At 71.9% G+C, this 15749-nt stretch carries 15 protein-coding genes; 9 read left to right on the top strand and 6 right to left on the bottom strand.

Translation table 11 applies throughout. The annotated features are described in order from the left end of the window. Positions 1-51: 51 nt before the first annotated feature. Both OH768_RS10455 and OH768_RS10450 read left to right on the top strand, forming a co-directional pair. A complete protein-coding gene (locus tag OH768_RS10455; protein ID WP_406452328.1) occupies positions 52-1299 on the top strand; it encodes an aminotransferase class I/II-fold pyridoxal phosphate-dependent enzyme in 1248 nt (415 codons plus the stop codon). Beyond that, positions 1296-2354 carry an MBL fold metallo-hydrolase gene (locus OH768_RS10450; RefSeq protein ID WP_406452326.1) on the top strand — a complete coding sequence of 353 codons (1059 nt, stop codon included), beginning with the start codon at positions 1296-1298 and terminating at the stop codon, positions 2352-2354. The genes OH768_RS10455 and OH768_RS10450 overlap by 4 nt, the downstream gene beginning before the upstream one ends. An 8-nt stretch (positions 2355-2362) precedes the next feature. On the opposite strand, the gene OH768_RS10445 is transcribed toward OH768_RS10450, so the two are convergent. Then, entirely contained in the window at positions 2363-2998 is a 636-nt protein-coding gene (locus OH768_RS10445; RefSeq protein WP_359609569.1) for a VTT domain-containing protein, read from the bottom strand. Then, entirely contained in the window at positions 2995-3768 is a 774-nt protein-coding gene (locus tag OH768_RS10440; RefSeq protein WP_406452323.1) for an MBL fold metallo-hydrolase, read from the bottom strand. The genes OH768_RS10445 and OH768_RS10440 overlap by 4 nt, the downstream gene beginning before the upstream one ends. Positions 3769-3853: 85 nt before the next feature. Between OH768_RS10440 and OH768_RS10435 the strand changes: the two genes are divergently transcribed. The 6 genes from OH768_RS10435 (at position 3854) to dnaK (ending at position 11879) form a co-directional block, all read left to right on the top strand. Beyond that, on the top strand, positions 3854-4285 hold the full coding sequence (locus OH768_RS10435) for a hypothetical protein (protein WP_262056661.1): 432 nt from the start codon (positions 3854-3856) through the stop codon (positions 4283-4285). Between the two features lie 82 nt (positions 4286-4367). Beyond that, the gene (locus OH768_RS10430; RefSeq protein ID WP_406452321.1) at positions 4368-6443 is read left to right on the top strand and encodes a phage holin family protein; all 2076 of its coding nucleotides are present in this window, start codon (positions 4368-4370) and stop codon (positions 6441-6443) included. 80 nt (positions 6444-6523) lie between these two features. Further along, positions 6524-7585: an ATP-binding protein gene (locus tag OH768_RS10425; protein ID WP_406452319.1), complete on the top strand. Its 1062-nt coding sequence runs from the start codon at positions 6524-6526 to the stop codon at positions 7583-7585. Between the two features lie 19 nt (positions 7586-7604). After that, the gene (locus OH768_RS10420) at positions 7605-9410 is read left to right on the top strand and encodes a DUF2201 family putative metallopeptidase (RefSeq protein WP_406452317.1); all 1806 of its coding nucleotides are present in this window, start codon (positions 7605-7607) and stop codon (positions 9408-9410) included. A gap of 53 nt (positions 9411-9463) precedes the next feature. Continuing rightward, a complete protein-coding gene (locus OH768_RS10415; RefSeq protein WP_406452315.1) occupies positions 9464-9889 on the top strand; it encodes an OsmC family protein in 426 nt (141 codons plus the stop codon). Between the two features lie 115 nt (positions 9890-10004). Then, a complete protein-coding gene (gene dnaK, locus OH768_RS10410) occupies positions 10005-11879 on the top strand; it encodes a molecular chaperone DnaK (RefSeq protein ID WP_406452313.1) in 1875 nt (624 codons plus the stop codon). Here dnaK and narJ read toward each other — a convergent pair. The 4 genes from narJ to OH768_RS10390 all read right to left on the bottom strand — a co-directional run bounded on the left by narJ (position 11876) and on the right by OH768_RS10390 (position 15249). Further along, the gene (narJ, locus tag OH768_RS10405) at positions 11876-12373 is read right to left on the bottom strand and encodes a nitrate reductase molybdenum cofactor assembly chaperone (RefSeq protein WP_406452311.1); all 498 of its coding nucleotides are present in this window, start codon (positions 12371-12373) and stop codon (positions 11876-11878) included. The genes dnaK and narJ overlap by 4 nt on opposite strands. A gap of 220 nt (positions 12374-12593) precedes the next feature. Continuing rightward, positions 12594-13409 (bottom strand): SAM-dependent methyltransferase, encoded by an 816-nt coding sequence (locus OH768_RS10400; RefSeq protein WP_406452309.1) that lies wholly within the window; start codon positions 13407-13409, stop codon positions 12594-12596. Positions 13410-13478: 69 nt separating this feature from the next. Next, the gene (locus OH768_RS10395; protein ID WP_406452307.1) at positions 13479-14342 is read right to left on the bottom strand and encodes a helix-turn-helix domain-containing protein; all 864 of its coding nucleotides are present in this window, start codon (positions 14340-14342) and stop codon (positions 13479-13481) included. A gap of 85 nt (positions 14343-14427) precedes the next feature. Then, on the bottom strand, positions 14428-15249 hold the full coding sequence (locus OH768_RS10390) for a helix-turn-helix domain-containing protein (protein ID WP_406452305.1): 822 nt from the start codon (positions 15247-15249) through the stop codon (positions 14428-14430). A 172-nt stretch (positions 15250-15421) separates the two neighbouring features. Here OH768_RS10390 and OH768_RS10385 point away from each other — a divergent pair, with 172 nt between their 5' ends. Then, the gene (locus OH768_RS10385) at positions 15422-15727 is read left to right on the top strand and encodes a 4a-hydroxytetrahydrobiopterin dehydratase (protein WP_406452303.1); all 306 of its coding nucleotides are present in this window, start codon (positions 15422-15424) and stop codon (positions 15725-15727) included. Positions 15728-15749 lie beyond the last annotated feature (22 nt).

Genomic DNA, 15749 nt, shown 5'->3' with positions numbered 1-15749 from the left:
GCACGACCAGGACACGGCACGGCACTGCACCAGGGACTGCGCGGAGGCACCATGCGGCAGGCGGACGCGATAGGCCAGGGACCCGTCCGTTACGGGCCGGTGCTCCCCGACGACGGACTGCCCGTACTGCCGGAACTGGCCGCCGTCCTCGCCGCCGCCGCGAGCCGCACCGAGGAACAGCCGGTCGGCGGCGCCCCCGCACTGCTCGACGCCGCGAGCGGCTACTTCGAACGCCGGGGCCTGCCCGGCGGCCCCGCCCGCGTGGCCGCCGCCCCGGGCGCCCCCGCGCTGCTGGTCGCGCTGACCGCCGCGCTCGGCGGTGACGTCCTGGTGCCCAGACCCTGCGCCGCCTGGTGGGCGCCGTACGCCCGGCTGCTGGGCAGACCCGTGTTCCATGTGGGCACTCCGGCCGAGTGCGGCGGGGTGCCCGACCCGTACGCCCTGCTGGAGACCGTGCGCAGGGTCCGGGACGAGGGCGGTGACCCGCGGCTGCTGGTGCTGTCGGTCGCCGACGACCCCACCGCCACCGTGGCGCCGCCCGAGGTCATGCACGAGACCGTCGAGGCCGCCGCGGGCGAGGGCCTGCACCTGGTCAGCGACGAGACCTGGCGCGACACCCTGCACGCGCCCCGGCGCACCGTGCTGCTCAGTCCCGCCGAGATGCTGCCCGACCGGGTCACCGTCGTCACCGACCTCGCCGGCGCGCTCCTCCCCTCCGGCTGGCCCGCCGCAGTGGCCCGCTTCCCCGCCGGCCGCGCCGGGAACGCGCTCCACGCGCGCGTGCTCGACGTCCTCACCGCGCTCGGCGCCCGTGTCGCCGCACCCGTCGCCGCCGCGGCCGGCCACGCCCTCGGCGAACCCCCGCCCGTCGTCGCCCGCCGCGACAGAGCCGTAGGCCTGCACGCGCGCGTGGCCGCCGCCGCGCACGCGGCCGTCACCGGGGCGGGCGCGTTCGCCCGGCCGCCGCAGGCGGGACGTCATCTGTACGTCGATCTCGGGCCGTTGCGCCACGCGCTCACCCCGCAGAGGGTGGGCGACGCGCAGGACCTGGAGGAGTTCCTCACCGCCCGGCTCGGCATGCCCGCGCCGGGCGGCCACCGCTTCGGCGACGACCTGGGCGCGCTGCGGGTACGGCTGTCCACCGGACCGCTGCTGGGCCGAACCGACGAGGAACGCGCGGAATGCCTCATGTCACCCGTGCCGTTGGAACTGCCACACGTGCAACGCGCGTTGATGTCCTTGAGGTCGATCTTCGACGATCTCCGCGACGACGCTCAGCGATGGGAGCCTCCTCGATGACGCAGCAGTCCGAGTCGACCACGACGAGTACGACGACCCCGGACGCCGGCCGCACGGCGTCCCTGTCCCCCTTCACCCCCTCGTCCCCGCCGCTCGCCGAGCCCCGCCCCCTCGGCGAGCGGCGCGTATGGCCCCGGACCTTCCACGACCGGCTCACCGCCCCGCTGCCCGGCCTCAAGGCGATCGCCCGCTTCGCCCGCGAGGGCTCCGTACGGCCCCGCCCCGAGGGGCTCGCCGACATCCCCCGACTCCCGTTCGCCCCCGAGCCGTTGCCCCGGGTCGACTCCCTGACCGTCGCCGTCACCTGGGCGGGGCACGCCAGTTGGGTGGTGCGCATCGGCGGGCTGACGATCCTCACCGACCCGGTCTGGTCCCGCCGCATCCTCGGCACCCCGGCCCGGATCACCCCCGTGGGCGTCGCCTGGGAGGCACTCCCGCCGATCGACGCCGTCGTCATCAGCCACAACCACTACGACCACCTCGACGCCCCCACCCTGCGCCGACTCCCGCGCCACACCCCGGTGTTCGCGCCGGCCGGCCTCGGCGGCTGGTTCCGGCGCCGCAGATTCACCCGCGTCACCGAACTGGACTGGTGGGAGGCGGCCCAACTCGACGGCGTACGGCTCGACTTCGTACCCGCGCACCACTGGTCCAAGCGCAGCCTCACCGACACCTGCCACTCCCTGTGGGGCGGCTGGGTGATGACGGCACCGGACGGACAGCGCGTCTACTTCGCGGGCGACACGGGATACGGCCACTGGTTCTCCCGCATCGGCGCCCGCTACCCCGGTATCGACCTCGCCCTGCTCCCCATCGGCGCCTACGACCCGCGCTGGTGGCTCAGCGACGTCCACTGCGACCCGGAGGAAGCGGTGCGGGCCGCCCAGGACTTGGGCGCGCGGCGAATGGCCCCCATGCACTGGGGCACGTTCGTCCTGTCGGCGGAGCCGGTCCTTGAACCACTCACGCGGGTGCGGACGGCCTGGGAGCAAGCGGGCCTGGCGAGGCAGGACCTGTGGGACCTACCGGTGGGAGGTTCAAGAGTGCTTGCCTAGGCGGGAGTTCAGGCGGGAGTTGTCTTCCTCACCCTGCGCCACACGGTCGGCGCCGCGCTGATCACCACGGTCAGCGCGACCGCCGCCACCACGCCCTCCCACGGCTCGGGGAACAGCGAACCGCCGAGGATGCCGATCAGCTGGTACGTCACCGCCCAGGCCAGACAGGCCGGCGCGTTGCCGCGGGCGAACCGGCGGATCGGCCACTCGGCCAGCAGACAGGCCAGCATCACCGGGATACGGCCGGCCGGCACCATCCGGGACAGCACCAGCACCGTCACCCCGTGGTCGGCCAGCTTCTTCTGGGCCTGCTCCAGCCGGTCCTCCGGAGCCCGCGCGCGGATCGCCTCCAGCCAGCGCGAGCCGTTCTTCGACCCCATCCCGCGCCGCCCCAGCCAGTACAGCGCGATGTCCCCGAGGAACGCGGCCAGCGACGCCGTCACGAACACCAGCGCCAGCGCGAACGGCGCCGTCTGGTGAAACGCGACCACGGCCGCCGAACTCACCAGCGCCCCCGTCGGAATCACCGGCACCAGCGCCCCGAACAGCACCAGCAGGAACAACGACGGGTAGCCGATGGCCTGTTGAGTCGATTCGGGCGAGGTCGTCGCCGTCGCGGACAGCGCGTCCGCGATCCAGCTCACCGGGCGACCTCCGGATGTACGCTCTCGCCGTGCCCGAGCCGGTGCACCGCCACCGAGGGCGTCAGTTGGGCCGCGATGCGCACGAACTCGTCGCCGGGCGTGTGGAATTCGTGCGGGCGCACCGCGTCCATCCCGATCGGCCAGTACGTGCCGTAGTGCACCGGCACCGCGCTGCGCGGCGCGAGCCGGGCCAGCGCCTTGGCCGCGCGTCCCGCGTCCAGGTGCTCCTCGCCGAGATAGGGCCCCCAGCCGCCGACCGGCAGCAGCGCCACGTCGACCGGCCCGACCTCCTTGGCCATGTCGTCGAAGAGCCCGGTGTCCCCGGCGAAGTAGGTGCGTGCCTCGCCCTCGACGACGTAGCCCAGCGCGGGGGAGCGGTGCGGTCCGACCGGCAGCCGCCGCCCGTCGTGCCGCGCGGGCACGGCCCGTACGACCAGGTCACCGACCATCGTCTGGTCGCCGGGGGACACCTCGTCGATCCGCAGGTGCCGGAGCCGGCGCAACCCCGGCACCGCGCGGAGTGCGCCCCGGGGCACGAGCAGGCGCGTGCCCGGGGCGAGAGTGCCGAGCGAGGGAAGGTGCAGGTGGTCGGCGTGCAGATGGGAGACGAGCGCCAGGTCCGCGCGCCGGGCCTCGGGCGGCGGCACCGCGCCCCGGCGGCGTCGGAGATGCGCGAGCCGGCGGGCGAACAGGGGGTCGGTGAGGACACGTATGTCCGAGTCCTCGATCGTGCAGGTGGCGTGACCCCACCAGGTGATCTCCACCGGCACCTTCTTTGCCTCCTTCGCGCGACTCCCCCGAAGCCTACGGGCAGGAGTAGGGTCGGCGGCGAAACCCGGAGGTGAGGGGGACGCCATGGGACAGGTACGCGGTGCCTCCGGTATGCCCTCGCGGGTCAGGGTCACGGCGATCGCCAGCCTGACACCGCTGGAGGAGCTGGACGAGGACCCCTTCCTGGTCGACTCGCGCAGCCAGCACGCCATGTGCGCCCGGTGGGCCGCCGACCACGGCTATGTGATCGCCCGCGAACTCCTGGTGCGCGGGCTGCGCCCCGACCACAGCGCCCTGTGGGACGGCGTCCGCCCCGGCCTCGACCTGTTCGTCGCCCCCAGCCGCCGGGTCCTGGAGAGCGCGCTGTCCTCCGTGGAGGAGTTCACCGACGAGTGCGCGCGACGCGGGGTGCGGATCGAGACGGTGGGCCGCGCGGAACCGTCGTACGACGCCCAGGCCAAGGCCCGCGTGCACCGGCGGCTGTCGATGCCCACGGCCGGCTACGACGGCCGCTAGCAGCAGGGTCCCCGCGTCCCGTATGACAGGCTGGGGACAGGCCCGCCAGGTCGACGGGCCCGGGACGTGAGGTGTACGGGGCGTGGGCGGAGGGCGTTGGCGGCGGCTCGCCAGTCAGGTCGGGCGCAGCATCGCGGTGTGGGCCGTCTCCACGGTCACCATGCTGGTGCTCGCCGGGATCCTGCCGGACTTCCAGCTCCAGTCGGCGGACGGCGACAGCGCCACCCGGATCGCGGTCACGGCCGCGCTCGGCGCCGGTGCCTTCGGTGTGCTGTCGGCCCTGGTCTGGCCGCTGCTGGTACGGCTGTTGCTGCTGGTGCCCGCACTCGTCCTCGGTCTTCTCGTCTTCGTGCTCAACGGGTCGCTGCTGCTGATCGCCCTGCGCATCAATCCGGACGGCGGGCTGCGCGGCCAGGTCGCCCCCGAGACCGCCGTGGTCGTCGCCGCCGTGATGTCCGCCGTCGCCTCCGCCACCGGCGGTGCCCTCGCCGTCCGCGACGACGACGCCTACCGCCGCCGTCTGTACCGCCTCGCCGACCGCCGCCGCAGGGCCCTCCCGCCCGGCCCGTCCTCGCCCGGCACCGTCTTCCTCCAGCTCGACGGCGTCGGCCACGACGTCCTGCTCGACGCGCTGGCGAAGGGGCTGATGCCCACTGTCGCGCGACTCCTCGGCGGCGACCGCCCCACCCACCGCCTCACCCCCTGGCGCACCGACTGGTCCAGCCAGACCGGCGCCAGCCAGCTCGGCATCCTGCACGGCTCCAACCACGACATCCCCGCGTTCCGCTGGTACGAGAAGGACACCGGCGAGGTGATGGTCTGCAACCGCCCGACCAGTGCCGCCGAACTCCAGCGCCGCGCCGTCGAGTTCACCGGCGACGGCGGCCTCCTCACGCTCGACGGCGCCAGCCGCGGCAACCTGTTCAGCGGCGGCGCCGACGAACAGGCCCTCGTGCTGTCCATCGCCATCCGCCGCCGAGGCCGGGAGAACCGTTCCCGCGCGGGCTACTTCGCCTACTTCTCCGACCCCGCCAACGCCGTCCGCACCGCGATGTCCTTCGTCGCCGAGGTCGGCCGCGAGATCGGCCAGTCGATCCGCTCCCGCCTCACCAGGCAGCGCCCCCGCGTCAAACGCGGCGGCCTCTACCCCCTCGTCCGCGCCTTCGCGACCGTCGTGGAACGGGACGTCGTCGTCGCCGCCGTCATGGGCGACATGCTGGCCGGCCGCACCGCCGTCTACGCCGATCTCGTGGCCTACGACGAGGTCGCCCACCACTCGGGACCGCGCAGCCGCGACGCCGCCAAGGTCCTCGGGCGCCTCGACCGCTCCCTCGCGCTGATCGAGAACGTCGCCGAGCACGCCCCGCGGCCGTACCGCATCGTCGTCCTCTCCGACCACGGCCAGAGCCCCGGCGAGACCTTCCAGGGCCGCTACGGCCTCACCCTCGGCGACCTCGTACGGGCGGGCTGCGGTCTGCCCGTACCGCGCCGGGCCCGCCGCACCCACAGCGGTGCCGAGGCCCGCGCCGCCGTCCGCGCGGCGCTGCGCAGGCCCGCCAAGGACGGCGACGAGCGGCAGGTTCACGCCGGCCGGCACTCGGAGCCGATCGTGCTGGCCTCCGGCAACCTCGGCCTGGTCTCCTTCCCGGACGTGCCGCACCGCATGACCAAGGAGGAGATCGACGCCCGCCACCCGGCACTCCTCACCACGCTCGCCAACCACCCCGGCGTCGGCTTCGTCCTGGTGCGCAGCGAGGAGTACGGCGGAGTCGTCCTCGGCGCGCACGGCGCGGAGCTGCCGGTGGCCGAACTCGACGACAAACAGGGCCCGTTGGCGGACTTCGGCCCCGGCGTCGCGGACGCCGTCCGGCGCACCCACTCCTTCCCGCGCACCGCCGACATCATGGTCAACTCCTGGTACGACCCCGCCGAGGGCGAAGTCCTCGCCTTCGAGGAGCAGATCGGCTCCCACGGCGGCCTCGGCGGCTGCCAGGGCAAGCCGTTCCTGCTGTCGCCGCGCGCCCTCTCCACACCGGTCGAGGACGGCGAGGACCTCGTCGGCGCCGAGCACGTCCACCGCGTACTGCGGCGCTGGCTGCGGGAGTTGAACGGCCCGCAGGTGCCGCTGACGGCGGAGCCGGAGGAGCGGGCCGCCTGAAAAATGGGCTGCGGTGGGAGGAGCGTGCGCACACACTGTTCGAGTCTCCCCACCTCGAACCTCCTTCAGGAGCCGCTGCTTTGCAGGCTGCCGTCACCGTCACGCCCGCCCGGATCCCCGAACTGCTGCTGGGTCTCGCGACCGTCCGCCCCGTCTTCCTCTGGGGCGCGCCCGGCATCGGAAAGTCGTCCCTGGTAAGGGAGTTCGCCCAGTCGCTGGGGCTGGAGTGCGTCAGCCTGCTCGGTACGCAGCTCGCACCCGAGGACCTGATCGGCGTACCGCAGATCCGTGACGGACGGTCGGTGTTCTGCCCGCCGGAGGCCATCGCGCGCGACGAGCCGTACTGCCTGTTCCTGGACGAACTCAACGCGGCCACACCGGATGTGCAGAAGGCGTTCTACTCGCTGATCCTGGACCGGCGCATCGGCAGCTACGAACTCCCCAAGGGCTCCATCGTGATCGGCGCCGGCAACCGCGCGACCGACAACGCGCTGGCCCGCCCGATCGCGTCCGCGCTGATCAACCGGCTCACCCACGTCCACCTGGAGGCCTCCCCGAAGGACTGGCTCAAGTGGGCCGCCGCCAACGGCATCCATCCGTGGATCCTCGACCACCTCACCGACCGCCCCGACCACCTGTGGTCCAAGCCGCCGAAGACGGAGGAGCCCTTCTCCACGCCCCGCTCCTGGCACATGCTCTCCGACGCGCTGGGCTCCTTCGGGCCCGACCTCGACGAGGACACCCTCAAGGTCGTCGCGCACGGCACGCTGACGCCCGCCCACGCGGTCGCGTTCTGCGGCTACGTCAAGATCGTGCGCAGCCGCTTCGGCATCGAGGCCGTCCTCAAGGGCGACGCCCGCTGGCCCAACCGCACCGAGGACCGCGACCTCCTCTACTACCTCGCGGAGTCCTTCCGGGGCCGCCTCATCAAGGAACTCCCGGCCAGCAAGGACCACTTGTCGGCGAACGGCCGCCAGACCGCCTACCGCGCAAAGTCCCTGCTCGTCCAACTCGCCGAGATCTCCGTGGAGGTGGCGCAGAGCGTCATCGCCTCGGACGACGACGGCAACCCGGTCCTCCCGGCCTGGTTCCTGGTCGAGGCCGCCCGGGACATGCCCCGGCTGGTGGAGGCGCGCCGGTGAGTTCCACGGAGGCGCCCCGGTGAGCCGTACCCGCAAGAAGGATCCCGAGAAGAAGAAGCCCGACCCGGCGACCGAGGCGTTCACGGCGGGGCTGAGGCTCGTGTGGGCCAACCCCGCGCTCGCCGCGATCGACTTCGAGCTGTGCCGGGAGGAGGACTGCCGGGCCGCGCCCCGCGACGGGCTCGTGCTCGTCAACTCCAACGGGTACCTCCACGCACACCCCACCCGGCTCGCCGAACCCGCCGAATGGGCCTGGGCGATCGCGCACGCGCTCATCCACCTCGGCTTCGGCCACGTCCCCGGCGCCAACGGCGAGCGCGAACAGCCCGACCGCTTCGACCTCGCCGCCCGCTGCATCGTCGTCAACCGCTTCCTGCTCACCTTCCCCGTGGGCCGCACCCCCGAAGACCTGCCCGCCGCCTACCCCGCGGGCGACGAGGAACAACTCGCGGCCCGCTGGCGACGCGACGGCATCCCGGCCGCCTACGAACACTGCGGTACGGCGGGCAGCGCCCCCGACCAGCGGCTCGTACCGTGGCAGGGCTGGCCCGGGACCCCCGTGGACTGGCAGATCGCCTTCGCGAGCGCCCTCACCCGGACCATGTCCGTCGCCATGGACCTCGCCGGCGGTCGCCGCGACTCGATGTACGGCGGCCCGACCCGGCTGCACCCCTGGGAGCGCGCCCTGAGCTGGTTCGTCTCCAACTACCCGCTGCTCGGCGGCATCGCGGCCGGCATCACCCTGGTCGCCGACGCCGAACTCGCCCGCGCCCACGGCATCTCCGTCGCCGCCGTCGACACCGAGGCCGCCGAGATCTACATCAACCCGCTGCGTCAATTCGACGACGAGGAATGGCGGTTCGTCCTCGCCCACGAGATGCTGCACGCCGCCCTGCGCCACGGCGACCGCTGCGGCACCCGCGACCCGTTCCTCTTCAACGTCGCCGCCGACTACGTCATCAACGGCTGGCTGCGCGAGATGGACATCGGCACGATGCCCGAAGGCCTGCTGTACGACCCGGAGTTGAAGGACCTCTCCGCCGAGGAGGTCTACGACCGGATCACCGCCGACCTGCGCCGCACCCGCCGCCTGGCCACCCTGCGCGGCAAGGGCACCGGCGACATCCTCGGCGGGCCGCTCGGCAGCGCGCGCGACTACGTCGACCTCGACGAGTTCTACCGGCGCGGTCTCGCCCGCGGCCTGGACCTGCACCAGCAGCACGAACGCGGCTTCCTGCCCGGCGGGTTGGTCGAGGAGATCCGCGCGCTCAGCCATCCACCCCTGCCCTGGGACGCCCAACTCGCCCGCTGGTTCGACGAGTTCGTGCCCCGCCCCGAGCCCGTACGGTCGTACGCCCGCCCCTCGCGCCGCCAGTCCTCCACCCCCGACATCCCGCGCGCCGGGCACTACTTCCCGCCCGAGGAGATCGCACGCTGCACCTTCGGCGTCGTCCTCGACACCTCCGGCTCCATGGACCGCACCCTCCTCGGCAAAGCACTGGGCGCGATCGCCTCGTACGCCGAGGCCCGCGACGTACCGGCGGCCCGGGTCGTGTTCTGCGACGCGGCCCCGCACGACGCGGGCTATGTGCCGGTCACCGACATCGCCGGCCGGGTGCGCGTGCACGGGCGCGGCGGCACCGTACTGCAGCCCGGGATCGACCTGTTGCACCGCGCCGACGACTTCCCGCCGGGGGCGCCCGTCCTCGTCATCACCGACGGCGGGTGCGATGTGCTGCGGGTGCGGCGCGAGCACGCCTATCTGATTCCACCAGGCGCTCGCCTGCCGTTCACCCCGCGTGGGCCGGTCTTCCGGGTGCGCTGAACCGGAATGTGATCGGATGGCTCCGTACGACATCCGCGTCGAAAGGAATCATCGTGGCAACCACGCGCACCGCACACACCGTCTGGGAAGGCGAACTCATCAAGGGCAGCGGCGAGGTCACGTTCGACTCGTCAGGCATCGGTGTGCAGCCGGTGACGTGGGCGTCGCGCGCCGAGCAGGCCAACGGCAGGACCAGCCCCGAGGAGCTGATCGCAGCCGCCCACTCCAGCTGCTTCTCCATGGCTCTGTCGCACGGCCTCACCGGCGCGGGCACCCCGCCCACCCGCCTGGAGACCAAGGCCGATGTCACCTTCCAGCCCGGCGAGGGCATCACCGGCATCCACCTCACCGTCCGCGGCGAGGTCCCCGGCCTGGACGCGGAGGGCTTCGCGGCCGCCGCCGAGGACGCCAAGAAGAACTGCCCGGTCAGCCAGGCGCTCGCGGGTACGACGATCACGCTGACGGTGGAATCCGCCTGACCCCGGCTCCCTCTCCCACCTCGATGCCGCACCCGGAAAACGGGTGCGGCATTGACTTTCCGCCACTCAAGTTTTGTGCTGGAGATCGGGCAGCACCTGGCGGAAGGGGACGGCTATGGGACGCGCGGTCGGAATCGATCTGGGGACCACGAACTCGGTGGTCGCGGTGCTGGAGGGCGGGGAGGCGACGGTCGTCGCCAACGCCGAGGGAGCGAGGACCACACCCTCGGTCGTGGCCTTCGCCAAGAACGGCGAGGTATTGGTCGGCGAGGTCGCCAAACGGCAGGCCGTGACGAACATCGAGCGCACCGCGCGCTCGGTGAAACGCCACATGGGCAGCGCCGACTGGCGCTTCCCGGACACGGGCGCCATCGACGGAACGCGGTACCGCGCCCAGGAGCTGTCCGCACGCGTACTGCAGAAACTGAAACGGGACACGGAGGCCTACCTCGGCGAGGACGTCACCGACGCGGTGATCACCGTCCCCGCCTACTTCGACGACTCCCAGCGCCAGGCCACCAAGGAGGCCGGCGAGATCGCGGGCCTCAAGGTCCTGCGGATCATCAACGAACCGACCGCCGCCGCCCTCGCCTACGGCCTCGACCGCGGCGAGGAACAGACCGTCCTCGTCTTCGACCTCGGCGGCGGCACCTTCGACGTCTCCCTCCTGGAGATCGGCGACGGCGTCATCGAGGTCAAGGCCACCAACGGCGACACCCACCTCGGCGGCGACGACTGGGACCAGCGGGTCATGGAGTACCTGGTCAAGAAGTTCCAGGGCCAGTACGGCATCGACCTCGGCAAGGACAAGATGGCGCTCCAACGCCTGCGCGAGGGCGCCGAGAAGGCCAAGATCGAACTCTCCTCGGCCGCCGAGACGACGATCAACCTGCCCTACATCACCGCCTCCGCCGACGGCCCGCTGCACCTCGACGAGAAGCTGACCCGCGCCCAGTTCCAGGAACTCACCGCCGATCTCCTCGACCGCTGCAAGACCCCCTTCCACCAGGCCGTCAAGGACGCCGGCGTCAAACTCTCCGCCGTCGACCACGTCATCCTCGTCGGCGGCTCGACCCGGATGCCCGCCGTCACCGACCTCGTCAAGGAACTCACCGGCAAGGACCCGCACAAGGGCGTCAACCCCGACGAGGTCGTGGCGGTCGGCGCCGCACTCCAGGCCGGAGTCATCCGCGGCGACGTGAAGGACGTCCTCCTCCTCGACGTCACCCCGCTGTCCCTGGGCATCGAGACCAAGGGCGGCATCATGACCAAACTCATCGAACGCAACACGACCATCCCGACCCGGCGTTCGGAGATCTTCACCACCGCCACCGACAACCAGCCCTCGGTCGGCATCCAGGTCTACCAAGGCGAGCGCGAAATCGCCGCGTACAACAAGAAGTTGGGCGTCTTCGACCTCACCGGCCTGCCGCCCGCCCCGCGCGGCGTCCCGCAGATCGAGGTCGCCTTCGACATCGACGCCAACGGCATCATGCACGTCTCGGCCAAGGACCTGGCGACCGGCCGCGAACAGAAGATGACCGTCACCGGCGGCTCCGCGCTCCCCAAGGACGACATCGACCGCATGATGCGCGAGGCCGAACAGTACGCGGAGGAGGACCGCAGGCGCCGCGAGGCCGCCGAGACCCGCAACCAGGCCGAACAACTCGTCTACCAGACCGAGAAGTTCGTCCGCGAGAACGAGGAACGCATCCCGGCCGACACCAGGTCCGAGGTCGCGGCGGCGGCCACGCAGGTCAAGACCCTCCTGGAAGGCGAGTCCGACACCGCCGAGTTGCGCGCCGCCGTCGAGAACCTCGCCACCGTCAGCCAGCGCATGGGCCAGGCCATGTACGCCCAGGCCGCCCAAGAGTCCCCGACGGAACAGACGGAGACCCCCACGGAACACACCTCACCCCAGGAGGAGGAAGGCGTCGTCGACGCGGAGATCGTCGACGACGAACGCGAGGCGAAGGGCGGCGCGGCCTAGCTCACGGTCCGCCCGCCGGACGCGGTCGGCAAGGTGGCGCAGACGGCGTCCAGGACGGACGCGTACGGCGTGCCGAAGTCGGCCAGCCGGGCGCGGAGTCGGTCCAGCGCGGTGCGGTACTCGGTGAGCAGGCCGAGGTTGCCGGTGCGGGACGTGAACTCCAGGACCGCGGGCAGGAAGTCGGGCAGCTCCTCGCCGGTGAACTCCAGCCCGTGCGCGCGGTAAAGCTCCTTGAAGCAGACCAGGGACATACCGTGCGCGCGGGTGTCGCCGCCGTGCCACCGGCTCAGGTACAGGCTGTGCCGGTTCTCGGGGCCGAAGACCTCGACATAGTGCGCGGCCAGTTCCCGCGGCGGCGTGAGGGCCGCGTGGTCGGCGAAGCCCCGCAGCTGCGGGGCGGCTTCGCGCAGCAGCGGGAGCCGGGCGCGGAAGTCGTCGTCGGGGAAGGTCAGGCAGAGCGCGGCCGCCTGGTACAGCACGGCGTCCGAGGGCATCAGGCCTCCATCGCGTGGACGTGTGCGGCGGCGACGAGTTCGATGGCCTCGTCCCAGGCGGCTACAGGATCCTGTATACGATATTCGCCTGTGTCCCACGGTGCCTGGCCGGCCCGGCGGGCGGTGTCCACGTGTCCGTCACCTGCGCTCCCTTGCTCGCCCATGGTGTCGAACCTAGGGCGGGGCAGGGGAGCGCACCCGTTCACAGCAGCCGTACGGGTCAGTGCTTGACGGCGACCCCACCGTAGACCGGGACGATGCCCTCCGCCTGGGCGGCCACGTCCTCCGGCTCCGGGCGCCAGCCGTAGACGGCGATCACGCCCGGGCCGAGCAGCTCCAGGCCGTCGAAGAAGCGCGAGAACTCGGCCAGCGAGCGCGGGTGGAACGGGGTACCGCTGCGCCGGAAGTGCTCGGCCGCCTTCCCGATGGCCTCGGGGCTGAGATCCGGGGTGACCTGCGACAACACCACATAGCTGCCCGGGACGAGGACGTCGACGTACCCCTTGAGCAGGCCGTACACGTCGTCGCCGTCGGGGTCGTCGCCCAGATAGTGGGTGAGCGCGACCAGCGACAGCGCGACCGGCTGCGTGAAGTCGAGGGTCTCGCCGGCCAGCCGCAGGATCGTGTCCGGGTCGCGGACGTCGGCGTGCACGTACTCGGTGCTGCCCTCGGGCGCTCCGTGCAGCAGCGCCTCCGCGTGCCGCAGCACGATCGGGTCGTTGTCCGCGTACACGACCTTCGCATCCGGGGCGACACTCTGCGCCACCTGGTGGAGGTTCGGCTCGGTGGGGATACCCGTGCCGATGTCCAGGAACTGGCGTATCCCGGCCTCGGCGGCGGTCCGCGTCGCCCGGTGCATGAACCGGCGGTTGGCCCGCGCCCCGCGCACCGCCGTACCGTCCGAGGCGAGGATCCGGCGCGCCAGCTCCTCGTCCACCGGGTAGTTGTCCTTGCCGCCGAGCCACCAGTCGTACACCCGCGCCGGATGCGGCCGGCTGGTGTCGATACGGGTGGGCGCGGCTTCGGATCCGGTCATGCGGTGTCGTCTCCTCTGGAGTCCGGGTCGGTGTGCTGTGCCGGGAACCGCGCTGGGTACGGGCCGTGCTCAGAAGGTCTCGCGGTAGTCCCGCAGGATCTTCTTGGTGCGCTGGGCGGACGCGGCGTGCGCCGTCATGTGGTCGAGGACCTCCAGATGCGCGGAGACCTCGGTACGGGAGTCCAGATACAGGGCGCCGGTCAGGTACTCGGTGAACACCATGTCGGGCAGCTCCGGTTCGTCGAAACGGAACAGCGAGAACGGGGCGTACGTCCCCGGGTGCGGGCCGTTCTCGAACTCCGCGACCTGGAGCGTGACCCGGTCGCGCTCGCCGAACTCCAGGAGTTTGTCCAGCTGTTCGCGCATCACCTCGCCGCGCATGCTCACCGGACGCCGCAACACCGTCTCGTCCATGATCACCCACAGGTGCGGCGGATTGTCCCGCTCCAACAGCCCCTGGCGCGCCATCCGCAGGGACACATGCCGCTCGATGGTCTCCGGACCGGTCTGCCCGATCGTCCCGGCCTCCATCACGGCACGCGCGTAGTCCTCGGTCTGCAACAGGCCGGGCACGAAGTGCGGTTCGTACGAACGGATCAGCCCGGCCGCGCCCTCCAGGCTCACATACAGGCTGAACCACTCCGGCAGCACATCGTGGAACCGCTGCCACCAACCCGGCTGGTTCGCCTCCTCGGTGAGCGCGACGAACGAGTCCGCCTCCTCGTCGGACACCCCGTACGTGCTCAACAGCACCTGCACATACGGCACTTTCAGCGCGACCTCGGCCATCTCCATCCGCCGTACGGTCGCCGGAGCCACCCGCAGGACCTGCGCGGCCTCCTCGCGTTTGATGCCGGCCGCCTCGCGCAACTCCTGGAGCCTTCTGCCCAGCACTACTTGGCCCACGGTGGGCGCGGGCCGCCGCTCACTCACGCCACGCCTCCCCATACGCGCCGAAGTCTGGGGGCAGTGTGCCATGTTCCGGCCATTGTCTCAGCCGTTCGGGGTTGATCATCCGTCAGTCTCCCCGCGCACGCAGGTACTTGGCCGTCGCCGGATCGGCCGGAAGGAACGTCTCGATCGCCAGCTCCGAGACCGTCACGTCCATCGGAGTGTTGAACGTGGAGATCGAGGAGACGAACGACAGCACCCGGCCCTCGTGCTCGATCCGCATCGGCAGCGCGAAGTACGGTACGGCAGAGGCCGGTTCGGCCTCGTCGCCGGCCGCCTTGGGCACCGGATAGGCGGCGACCTCCTCGTACAGCGCCCGCAGCGGCTCGGACCGGTGCAGGGCGATCTGCCGCTCCATCTGCGCGAGGAGATGCCCGCGCCACTCACCCAGATTGCGGATGCGCGGCGCCAGGCCCTCGGGATGCAGCGTCAACCGCATGGCGTTCAGCGGCGGTTGGAGCAGGGACTCCGGTACGCCGTCCAGCAGCATGGCGATGCCCCGGTTCGCCGCGACCACGGTGTAGACGGCGTCGACCACCAGCGCCGGATACGGCTCGTAGCCGTGGATCAGCCGCTCCAGACCCTCGCGCAACGCGCCCAACGCCGGGTCGTCCAACGGGGTTTCCGGATAGCGAGGGGCATAACCGGCCGCCAGCAGCAGGGAGTTGCGCTCCCGCACCGGCACCTCCAGATGCTCGGCCAGCCGCAGCACCATCTCCTCGCTCGGCCGCGACCGCCCCGTCTCGACGAAGCTGATGTGCCGGGCCGAGGAATCGGCCCGCAACGCCAGCTCCAGCTGACTGACCCGCCGCCGCTCCCGCCAGGCACGCAGCAACGGGCCGACACCCTTGCCCGCGGAGGTGCCGGTACCGGGCGCGACGATGGTCATACGCACGACCGTAGCCGAAGCGGCCCGCCCGTGAACGGACCGAGGAACCCGTCCGGGGGAGCCGCCCACCGGACTCACCCGGAGGCACTCGTCTGACCAGGCACGCAGCAGGCCACCTGTGGCACGCTGAAGTGGCCCAAGAGGAACCCGACCCCGAGGAAGGACCGAGGCCATGCCCGTCGCACCGCTGTCGCAGAAGGAGATCGAGGACCGCCTCGCGGAACTCCCGGGCTGGTCCGCCGACGCCGACCGGCTCACCCGCACCTACCGGCTGGGCACCCACTTCGCGGCCACCGCGATGGTCGTCCACATCGCCCAGGTCCAGGAGGAACTCGACCACCACTCCGACCTCACCCTCGGCTACAACACCGTCTCCCTCACCGTGAACACCCACAGCGTCGGCGGCGCGATCACCGACCTCGACTTCCAACTCGCCCGCAGAGTCGAGGACTTGGCCCCGGGCCACGGCGCGGGCTGACCGCACGGGACAGGGAGGGGCA

It is taken from the genome of Streptomyces sp. NBC_01622, assembly GCF_045209635.1.
Lineage (GTDB): Bacteria > Actinomycetota > Actinomycetes > Streptomycetales > Streptomycetaceae > Streptomyces.
Note: the sequence above shows the minus strand (reverse complement) of the source record. Positions and strands in the feature narration are given on the sequence as shown.